5 protein-coding genes and 1 pseudogene are annotated in these 4798 nt (G+C 66.4%); 3 read left to right on the top strand and 3 right to left on the bottom strand.

From position 1 onward, the window contains the following. Positions 1–514: pseudogene (locus tag Q7T84_RS04200) on the top strand (ABC transporter ATP-binding protein); the annotation flags it as partial. 132 nt (positions 515–646) lie between these two features. Further along, positions 647–1459, top strand: coding sequence for a potassium channel family protein (locus Q7T84_RS04195; RefSeq protein ID WP_304806446.1), 813 nt, complete (start codon positions 647–649; stop codon positions 1457–1459). 155 nt (positions 1460–1614) lie between these two features. Here the strand turns inward: Q7T84_RS04195 and Q7T84_RS04190 are convergent, their stop codons facing one another. From Q7T84_RS04190 to Q7T84_RS04180, 3 genes are all read right to left on the bottom strand, one after another. Continuing rightward, positions 1615–1938: a peptidase inhibitor I78 gene (locus Q7T84_RS04190; RefSeq protein WP_304806445.1), complete on the bottom strand. Its 324-nt coding sequence runs from the start codon at positions 1936–1938 to the stop codon at positions 1615–1617. Beyond that, entirely contained in the window at positions 1935–2393 is a 459-nt protein-coding gene (locus tag Q7T84_RS04185; protein ID WP_304806444.1) for a DNA polymerase III subunit chi, read from the bottom strand. The genes Q7T84_RS04190 and Q7T84_RS04185 overlap by 4 nt, the downstream gene beginning before the upstream one ends. Before the next feature lie 85 nt (positions 2394–2478). Beyond that, positions 2479–3960 (bottom strand): leucyl aminopeptidase, encoded by a 1482-nt coding sequence (locus tag Q7T84_RS04180; RefSeq protein ID WP_304806443.1) that lies wholly within the window; start codon positions 3958–3960, stop codon positions 2479–2481. 180 nt (positions 3961–4140) lie between these two features. Between Q7T84_RS04180 and Q7T84_RS04175 the strand changes: the two genes are divergently transcribed. Further along, the coding region (locus Q7T84_RS04175; protein WP_304806442.1) for an LptF/LptG family permease at positions 4141–4798 on the top strand (658 nt) is incomplete at its 3' end.

Here is a 4798-nt window from a genome sequence, read left to right as displayed (position 1 = left end):
CCTCGACATCGACTCGCGCCGCGCCCTGCTGGACGCGTTGAACGAGTACGAGGGCGCCGTCATCCTGATCACCCACGACCGCTCGCTGATGGAACTGGTCGCCGACCGCCTGTGGCTGGCCAGTGACGGGAGCATCGCGCCGTTCGACGGCGACATGGACGACTACGCCAAGTTCGTCATCGACCGCGCCAAGCAGGCCGGCAAGGCCCCCACCCAGGTCCGCACGGCCGAACCGATGGAGGTTCCCAAGCCCCCGCCCCCGCCCAAGACCAGGGTTCCCACCGGAACGGCCCGCCGCCGCGCCGAGTCGGCCGAGGCCGCCCTCGCCCGCGCCACCGCCGCCGTCGCCGAGTTGGACAAGGCTCTGACCGACCCCAAGGTCTTCACCGAGAACCCGGCCAAGGCCGCCGAACTCGGCCGCAAGCGCGAGCAGGCCCAGGCCACGCTCGAAAAGACCGAGCAGGAATGGCTCGACGCCGTGGAAGCCTACGAGGCCGTCAAGGTCGACGCCTGAGGCGAAAATTCCTCTCCCGAGGGAGAGGTAAGGTGAGGGGGCGGCGTAGAGCGGCGCATCGCGCCCCTCCCTGTCACCGGGTCCGGGGGAAATTCACTCCCCACCGTGACCATCGAAATCTAAGGTGGCCTCATGTCCACTGACGCAGAGTCGCTTCCCGATCCTGGAAAACGCCGCCGCGCGCCGCGCATCAGGGCGCGGCTGCACGAACTCTATTTTGGCCACTCGGCCAAGTCGGTCCGGTTTCGCCTCACCGTGATCGCCATTGACCTGGTGATGATCGCCTTCTTCATCGCCACGCCGCTGCTGCGCGAGACGCCGGCCTTCCTGTTCATAGACTATACGATGGCGCTCATCCTGGCGGCAGACCTCGTGGCCCGCGCCTTCGCGTCCGAAAAAATCGACGAATGGCTGAGGCGGCCCGTCACCTGGATCGACATGTTCGTCCTGCTGACCCTGCTGTTCCCATTCTGGCTCTTCAACCTGGCCTTCCTGCGGGTGCTTCGGCTCTGGACTTTGGTCCACTCCGATTTCTTCTGGCGGACCATTGGCCGGCGCTATGACGAGACACGCTGGGAAGACGTGACACGGGCCGCGGCCACCCTGATCACATTCATCTTCGTGATGACCGGCTTCGTCTATACGAGCTTCGCCCGCACCGAGGGCATCGACGGCTATATCGACGCGCTCTACTTCACGATCGCCACCCTGACGACGACCGGCTTTGGCGACATCACTCTGCCCGGAACCTGGGGACGTGTGATCTCCATCGTCACCATGCTGACGGGGATCACGCTCTTCGTGCGTTTGGCCCAGGCGCTCTTCCGGCCCTACAAGGTACGCTTCCCCTGCCCGACCTGCGGCCTGCAGCGGCACGACGTCGACGCGGTCCATTGCAAGGCGTGCGGGGTGCTTCTCAACATCCCCAACGACGACGAGCACTGAGCCCATGCCCGACGAAGCCCGTATCGTCTATCTGCTGCTGGTGCTGATCCTGCTCGCCCCCGCGGGTATCGCCGCGCTCAGGCACATCTTCCGCAAGCGGAAATAACTCGCTCGCAAGAGGCGGCGCCGAGCCCCACCTCTTGCGTCACGAAGTTTTAGCCGCAGGTGACCCGTTTCACGATGCCGGTGTCGGCGTCGTAGAAGAAGTTCAGCCGGTCTTCGCGGAAGTCCATGGTCGCCATACAGGTCGTGCAGAGCACGCGCTGCTTGTCCGGGCGCACCGGCACCGGAATCTCGCTGCGCGGACGGCCGACGAACTTCTGCGCCGCGGCGGCGCCGCACTGATCCTTGGAATCGGTCGGCGGCGGAGTCGGCGGGCTTGGCCGCGGCGGCGGCGGCATGGGCGGCGGGGCCGGCGGTTCGCTGACGCAGCCGGACAGCGCGATCATCGCCGCGCCGATCATCAGTATCTTCTTCATGCCTGCTTCTCCCATCCTCGAGCCTGCTGCCTCCAATAGGAGGCCGGGTGCCCCTTGGCCTTCACGGCGCTCCATTGGGTTCGCGCGACGGCGAGCTGAGCCTCGTCGCGGCCATCAAAGAGCACCACGCAACGGGTGTATCCGGCAAGCTCTCCCGGGTCCGCACCATCAACTAAAAAGAGTGCGTCGGCGCCGTTCGCGTTCTCGAAACCTGTGGTCAGCAGGATAGGCTGACGCGCGGCGCCCGGCTCGCTGTCGGGCGCGTGCGGCAGGAAGCTCTCCTCGCGGTACGCCCAGAGCCAGCCGTCCAGATGGTCGATCCGATCCGTCTGACGGGTCCGCACCACGGCCTTCCAGCCGCGCGACAAGGTCCGCTCCAGAAGCTCAGGCAGCACCTCGTCCAGGTCCGACCGCTCCAGATGGTAGAACCAGACATCGCAGGGGGTTTCGCTCATGCCGCCCTCAATCCCAACAGCCGCATCAGCGCCAGCAGAGCTAAGCGCCCCCGCCCCTCCCAGGCGGGAGGGACAGGGACCGTATTTAGCCTTCGTACTTGTCCTGGACCATCCGGTTCAGCAGGCGCACGCCGTAGCCGGTCGCGCCGTCGGGGATGGTCGGCACGGTGGACGGCTTCTTCCAGGCGGTCGAAGCGATATCCAGGTGCGCCCAGGGCACGTTGTTCACGAAGCGCTGGATGAACAGCGCCGCGGTGATCGAGCCGCCCGGACGACCGGCGGCGTTCTTCACGTCGGCGATCACCGAGTCGATGTTCTTGTCGTACTGCGCCGGCAGCGGCATGCGCCACAGCGGCTCGCCCTCGACGTCCGAGGCCGCTAGCAGGTTGCCCGACAGTTCGTCATTGTTGGAGAACAAACCCGCATAGTCGTTGCCGAGGCTGATGATAATCGCCCCGGTCAGGGTCGCCAGGTCGACCATGAACTTCGGCTTGAAGCGGTCTTGGCAGTACCAGATGGCGTCGGCCAGCACGAGGCGGCCTTCAGCGTCGGTGTTGATGATCTCGATGGTCTGACCCGACATCGAGGTGACCACGTCGCCGGGGCGCTGGGCGTTGCCGTCGGGCATGTTCTCGACCAGGCCGAGGATGCCGATGGCGTTGACCTTGGCCTTACGGCCAGCCAGCACGTGCATGAGACCCGCCACGGCGCCCGCGCCGCCCATGTCCCACTTCATGTCCTCCATGCCGTCGGCCGGCTTGATCGAGATGCCGCCGGTGTCGAAGCAGACGCCCTTGCCGACGAAGGCGATGGGCTGGGCCTTGGGATCGGCCGCGCCGTTCCACTTCATGATCGCCAACTGGCTGTCGCGGACGCTGCCTTGGCCGACGCCCAGGAGCGAGCCCATGCCCAGCTTGGCCATTTCGGCCTCGCCGAGGATTTCGACTTCGAGCCCCAGTGTCTCAAGCGCCTTCACGCGCCGCGCGAACTCTTCCGGATAGAGCACGTTCGGCGGCTCGGAGACCAGATCGCGCGAAAAGGCGATCGCGTCGGCCAGGGCCGCGAGCGGCGCGAAGGCGGCGCGCGCCGCGGCCTCGTCGCCCGTCACGACCTGGATCTTCACGATCGACGGCTTCTTGTCCGCCGCCTCCTTGGTCCGGTAGCGTTCGAAGCGATAGGACCCCAGCCGCACGCCCAGCGCGGCGCGGGCGGCCAGTCCGGCGTCATCGGACGGCAACGCCACGCGCAGGGTGGTCAGGCCCGAGGCCTTCACCGCACCATAGGCCGAGGCCGCGGCGTGCTCAGCGGCGACGTCGTCAAAGCCGTCGGCCTTGCCGGCGCCGACCAGCAGCACCCGGGCGGCGTCTCCGCCAGCCCCCAGCACATCGAGCACCTGCCCCTTGGCGCCGCTGAAGCGCGCGCCCGCGATGGCGCGGCCGAGCGCGCCGCCGGTCTGCGTATCCAGTCGCCCCGCCGCGCCTGACAGCAGGCCGCCTTCGAAGACGACCAAGGCCAGGACGGTTTTCTCGCCAAGCGCGGCGCCGGCCGCAACGAATTCGATCTGCATGATCCCTCGAACTCCAGACAAATTAGGGGCCGCGTACAAACAAGGATCGAGCCTGGCCGCGGGGGCGGGCCAGTCTCGATTTGTCCAGCCGCGCGAGCGGCGGTTGTATGACGCAGCGACGCATGATTTAGAGCAGGTTCACGTTCGGGGCGCGAATAATCCCTGGGTGAACCCTAAAAAATGCACCTGATCGACCGCTATCTGTTTCGCCAGCTCTTGGGACCGACCGTGCTGGCCACGGCGGCCCTGACGGCTGTCGCTTTGCTGAGTCAGAGCCTTTCGGCGCTCGACATCATCGTCAGCCAGCGGCAGAGCGCTCTTGTCTTCGCCAAGGTCACCCTACTGGCGATGCCCCAGTTGCTGAACATGGTGCTGCCCATCGCGGTGTTCGTCGCCGCGCTGGTGGCGATGAATCGCTTGCACACCGAGCAGGAGATCGTGGTCTGCTACGCAGGCGGCATGAGCCGCTGGCGGGTCATCTCCCCCGCCCTGCGGCTGGCCAGCATCATCACAATCATCGCCCTGGCGGTGAACCTATGGGTCCAGCCGATGGCGGCGCGCGAGATGCGCCAGACACTGTTCAATGTCCGCACCGATCTTGCCTCGACGCTGATACGCGAGGGCGAATTCACCAATCCGGCGCCCGGACTGACGGTCTACGCCCAGTCGGTGGACGCGACCGGCCTGATCCACAACCTCTTCATCCACCACGAAAAGAGCGGCAGCTCGGCCACCACCTATACGGCCGACGAAGGCCGGCTGGAGAAGCGCGGCGACCGCGCCGTACTCGTGATGCACAAGGGCTCGATGCAGGAGTTCAGCGAATCCGACGTGCTGA

The sequence above is a fragment of the Phenylobacterium sp. genome (genome assembly GCF_030654915.1).
Classification (GTDB): Bacteria; Pseudomonadota; Alphaproteobacteria; order Caulobacterales; family Caulobacteraceae; genus Phenylobacterium.
This window is presented reverse-complemented; position numbering and strand designations above follow the sequence as displayed.